The 4,161-nt window shown below is 61.6% G+C and carries 1 protein-coding gene; it reads left to right on the top strand.

Annotated features, from left to right (window positions below):
• Window positions 1-4,161: tandem-95 repeat protein (locus tag MN188_RS17510; RefSeq protein WP_242110627.1), on the top strand; the 4,161-nt coding region annotated here is incomplete at both ends.

Raw genomic sequence — 4,161 nt, forward strand, 5'->3', positions numbered from 1 at the left:
CACCGTCAGCGACGAACACGGCACAACCGACACCCAATCCCTCACCGTCACAATCACGGGCGACAACGATGCCGTGACGGCCGAGGACGACCTGTATGGGGGGGCTGGGCGGCGGGCCTTGTTCGTTGGCGAGATCGAGGGGTTGCTGACCAATGACAGCGACATCGATCTGGGCGATGTACCGCGCGTGGTCGATGTGATCGGCGGAACGGAAGAGACCGTGCTTGAACGGATCGACGGGAACCTGGTCGAAAGCACGCGGTTGGTGGTGAGCGGGGATACGGGCGGGCGGTTCGCGATCAAGACCGATGGCAGCTTCGTGTTCGATGCGGGCACGGATTTTGACGACGTGGCGCGCGGTGAGACCCGCGACACGAAAGTGACCTATGTGGTGAGCGATGGCAAAGGTGCCTTTGATGAGGGCACCGTGACGGTCACCGTCGGGGCGGCTGCAACAGCGCCACCGCCGCCGGGGGAGGGCGCACCGTTCGACCCGACGGCGGCCGAAGCGCGCGAGGTGATCGGCACTTTTACGCAACTTGGACCAACGGATGTGCTTTCGGCGCTCACGCCCGAGGATGGCGCGATTGATCTTGACAGGATGCTCGACCTCAATCTCTTCGATATCGACACGACGATCGAAGTATCGCGCACGCCCACGAGCGTGGCGATCAGTGCGTCTGACAACAACGACAATCGCGCGAGCGACCCGCGCCCGGTGGTGCAGGATTTCGGCAGCAAGATTGACGCGCTGGTGTCAGTCCTGGCCGAGTTCCCCAACCCGTTGGATGCGCCTTCGGGGCCGGTGTTTGCCGGCCCGGAGTTTGACCTTGCGGCCCGAATACAGGCGCAGTTGAACTGGGACATCGACCTTGCCTCGTTGGGCCAGACGGCCTTTTTCCAGCCAGCGAGCTTTGACTTCCGCCTTCCCAACGCACCGGTTGAAGCCGGGGCGCAGTATCAGTTTTTCACCCAGAGCATGACAGCCCAGTCACCCACCACAGCGCTTGAAACTGTGGGGCTGACCCATTTCGAAGTTGGCGCGGGCTACAACCTGGCCGAATTGCGACTCAAGGACGTCGGGTTTTCCATTGGCACACAGGATTTCCTTGGGCTTGATATCGATGGGTTGTTCGAGGGCCGACTTGGATTGCAGGGCGAAATTGATCTCAAGCCGCTGGCCGAAGCGGCTTCGCCGGTGCCACTGGCGGCGAATTTCTCATTCTCGGCGATTGATCTGTTGGACGGGTTGGCAACAATTGGCGTGGCGGATTTCGTGGCGGCCTTTGATACGTTCGCAACTTCGACATCAGACACGCGCGCCGAGGCCGGCAAAGCGGTGGCTAGTGAGGTCGACCGGGCGCTGACCGCGATTGGCGAGGTCACGGCGGTGACCTTCACGGTCGGATCTGGCGACGAGACCACCGAGCTGCGCGCGTCGCAAATCGTCGACCGGTTCGATCGGGCACGGTTCAACGACTACGACGGGTTCGACGAATTCGGGGTGGGGTTCTTTGTCGAAGAAGGTCTGGGCGAAGACGCCGTGCGGCTGACCCGTGCGGATATCGAACAGGTTCTGACCGACAACGATATCGACGACGCCGTGGCGCGGCTTCGGGAGGTGTTCGGTGCCGACGGGCTTGAGATCATCGAGGGCCTTACGATCAAGGCAACGCTGCCGTTCGGGAATGTCGAAGAGATCGAGGGTTTTGAAGACGACGGGCTTGGCGGGCGCGAAACCGCTGACCGGGCGGGTCCCCAGGGGATCGAGGTTGAACAAAGCACGCGGCTGTTCGGGGTCGAGGTGGATTTCGAGAAAGTCGCGCTTGGATTGGCGAAAGAAGCCGTCGACAACGCAATTGAAAAGGCGTTGCTCAATCCAACGCCCGCGACGCCGAAAATCCTTTTGGCCGGGATTGGCGCCAAGGCGGCGCTTGAGCTTGCGCCGCAAATCTCTGGATTTGTAGAACAAGGGTTCGAGGACACCACCTCCATTCGTCCGGTGGAGCTGGTTGCCACGGCCTTCAATCCGCTCATAGACGTGTTCAACACGTTAATCGGAGTGGTGCGGGGTATTCCGGGTGTATCGGCGATCCCGGGCAACCCGCTTTCAACGATCCCGCGACTTGACAGTAACAGTCTGCTGGACGCTTCGGGCAACCTGGCGCCGGCGAAACTGGATGCCTTTGGCGCAAACCTAAAGGCCGTGCTGACCGGGTTGGCCGAGCTTCCGAGCGACGTGTTTCGCTGGGTTGTCGAAAACCCCGCCGTCGACCTGATGTCGGACGCCTTGTCCAGCCTTCAGGCTCTGAATGTCGGTGGGGCGGGCAGCGCGATCAATTCGATCCTGGGCGTGCTGGGCCGATACAGTATTGTCGACGCTAGCGTGTTCACCTCGGCGCTGACAAAGATCAACGAGATCGCAACCACCGGAACCGATCAGGCCACAAAACTCGCTGGCGCGCTTGGCGATTTCCTTGGCGCCTTGAGCAGCATGGCCAGCAATGCGACCGGGGGCGTGACCAACGCCATCGACCAGTTCGTTGATTTCATGATCAGTGTGGCGCGGGGCTTTGACCTGGCTGTCTCGGCCCAGTTCGATATGGTCGATTTCACTGCCGAAGCCGGGATTGATCTTGTGCAGATCGTCGAATTCGACCCCGACGACGTTAGCGTGACCTATTCGTCCGGCGGCTTCGACGTAGAGACCGGCCTGGGAGAGGTCGCAACCTTTATAGCCGACGGAAGGCCCGGCGAAACCCTTGAGGGGCAAGTGACCTACGGCTATTCCGGCGAGGTAGACTACGACTACCGGCTGCGGTTCGATATCGAACCGGTGCTGAAGCTGCTTGAAACCCACATGCAGGCGCAGCTGTCTCTGGGCGCCGGGGCGCAGCAGCGCACCTATCCGATCAATCTCGACTATGCCGCCGTCAAGATCACCGACGAATACGGGCTCGACGATCTCGGCAGCCTGAACTTCGCGTCCCTGTTCGACGAGGCGCTGTTTGAACTTCCCTTCGGGTTGGCCGAAGAGGCGCAGGGACTGATCTTCGAGCAGATACAGGCACAAATCGGCAGCTTCGCGGTTGACCAAAGCGGTCTGGAAAGCGATGAGTTGCGGCTTTTCAAGCTGGAAGACGTGGCCTTGGGAACCGACCGGTTCACCGGTGTTTCCGACAGCTTCATAGTCGAAATTGCCGGGGTTCCAGATGCCCCCGTGGCCCAACTTGTGTTTTCGGAAGACGCCGAAGGCGACGTCGCCGCGGACGGATTGCTCGATGGAATCAACGGCACTCTGGCCGGGGTTCTGGACGGTGCTTTGTCGATAGGGCGGCTGCTTGAGATCTTCCCGGGTCTTGCCGCGCGGCTTACCATCACCCGTGACGGGACGGCGCTGCTTGATACCAACCAATCGTTCGAGGGGCTCGCTGTCGGCCAGACGGCGACGTCAGAATTCGGCTTCACTGTCGACGACCCCAGCGGCGAGGCGGTCGACTACACCGCCGAATTGGTGGTCGAAGGCCGCAACGATGCGCCGGTGGCCTGGGACGACACCGCGACGATGCTGGAAGACGGCACGCTGCGCTTCAACCCTCTTGCCAACGATACAGATGTGGACGACGGCGCGGTCCTGAAAGTGATCAGCGCGACAAGCGACTTCGGCACTGTGACGGTTGAGGACGAGGCGACGATCGTCTTCACACCAGAGGCCAACCTGTTCGGCGAGGCGGCGGTGCACTACGTCGTCGCCGATGAACACGGTGCGACCTCGCAAGCGCGTGTGATGGTTTCCATCGAAGGCACACCCGATGTCGTGACCGCCGTGGCGGATAGCATCGAAGTTGGCGAAGATGGCCCGTCGCCGGTCGATGTCACCGCGAATGACATCGAAGTCGATGGGCAGACAGTGGAGGTCGTTGGCGTCACCCAGCCGGACCGCGGGATCTTGCGCCTGACCGATGCGGGGCTGGTGTTCGACCCCGCCGGTGAGTTCGAAGGGCTGGCCGCCGGTATGCGCACGACCGAAACGGTCCTGGTCACGGTCGCCGACCCGGATGGCTCATCCACGGCCGAATTGGTCCTCACGATCCTCGGGCGGAACGACGCCCCTGTTGGGGCTGATGATTTTTTCGTTTTGCGTGAGGATGTTGCGGTGGT

This window comes from Aliiroseovarius subalbicans, assembly GCF_022678625.1.
Taxonomy (GTDB): Bacteria; Pseudomonadota; Alphaproteobacteria; order Rhodobacterales; family Rhodobacteraceae; genus Aliiroseovarius_A; species Aliiroseovarius_A subalbicans.